Consider the following 1307-nt stretch of genomic DNA (forward strand, 5'->3'; position numbering starts at 1 on the left):
CCATTGATGAATTTGGTGCAGTGCTCCCGGTCGATGACCGGGGTGTTGGGGACCGCCTGGGGGAACGGCACGTAGATGGCGGGGCGCATCCCCAGGTTCTTGTCGAAGGTGTTGGGGATCTTTTTCTGGGGGCACTTGGCGGAGCAGACGCCGCAGCCGGTGCACTTCTCCTCGATGACGCTTCGCGCCTTCTTGCGGACCGTGATCGAGAAGTTGCCGATGTAGCCCTCAACCGCCTCGATTTCGCTATAGGTGGGGAGGGTGATGTTGGGGTGGTTGGCGGCATCGACCATCTTGGGGGTCATGATGCACTGGGAGCAGTCCAGGGTCGGGAAGGTCTCGGAGAGCTGGGCCATGTGCCCGCCGATGGAGGGCTCCCGCTCCACGAGCACCACCTGGTGGCCGGCGTCGGCGATGTCCAGGGCTGCCTGGATGCCGGCAATGCCGCCGCCGATCACAAGTGCTCTCTTCGTGACGGGGACGGTGATCGGGACGAGTTTTTTGTCCTTCTTGACCCGAGCCACCATCATCTCGACGATGGCGCTGGCCTTCTCCGTGGCCTCCTCCCGGTCCTCGTGGACCCAGGAGCAGTGCTCGCGGATGTTGGCCATCTCGCAGAGGAAGGGGTTGAGGCCCGCGGCTTTCGCGGCGGTGCGGAAGGTCTTCTCGTGCATGCGCGGAGAGCAGGCGGCAACGACGATGCCGTCGAGACCGTGCTCGGCCACGGCCTTTTTCAGCAAGCCTTGGCCGGGGTCGGAGCACATGTACTTGTAGTCGGTGGCATAGGCCACCCCGGGGATCCGGGCGGCTTCGGCCGCGACCTTCTCCACGTCAACGGTTCTCGATATGTTCTCGCCGCAGTGGCAGACAAAGACGCCGATTCGGGACATCTACACTAACCCTTTCTCTTTCAATAGCGGCAGCGGGTTCACGATCATGCTGTCAAAGCCGAGCTTTTTGGACGATACCCCCACGGCCAGGGCCAGGAGCTGCGTCATGTAGAAGACCGGCATGCCGAAGCGCTCGCCGGTGGCCTCCTCGATCTCCTTCTGGCGGATGTCCAGGTTGCCATGGCACAGGGGGCAGGCGACCATGAGGCAGTCGGCGCCGGCGGCCTTGGCGGAGGAGAGGATGTCGCCGGAGAGCTTCAGAACCACGCCCGGCCGAGAGAGGGTGAAGTTGGCGCCGCAGCACTCCATCCGGTGGCTCCAGCCGACGGTTTCGGCCCCGGCGGCCCCGATGACCCGCTCCATGATGGTGGGGGCCTCCACGCAGTCCAGCTGTGGAACCTCGGGAGGCCGGGTCAG

2 protein-coding genes are annotated in these 1307 nt (G+C 64.7%); both read right to left on the minus strand.

Annotation, left to right across the window (positions count from 1 at the left end):
- Positions 1-890, minus strand: an 890-nt coding sequence (locus RCH91_RS17660; RefSeq protein ID WP_306536327.1) for an FAD-dependent oxidoreductase, incomplete at its 3' end; no start/stop codon positions are given.
- A partial coding sequence (locus RCH91_RS17665) for a heterodisulfide reductase-related iron-sulfur binding cluster (RefSeq protein WP_306536328.1) occupies positions 891-1307 on the minus strand: 417 nt, incomplete at its 5' end.

Source organism: Geobacter sp. (genome assembly GCF_030834625.1).
Lineage (GTDB): Bacteria > Desulfobacterota > Desulfuromonadia > Geobacterales > Geobacteraceae > Geobacter.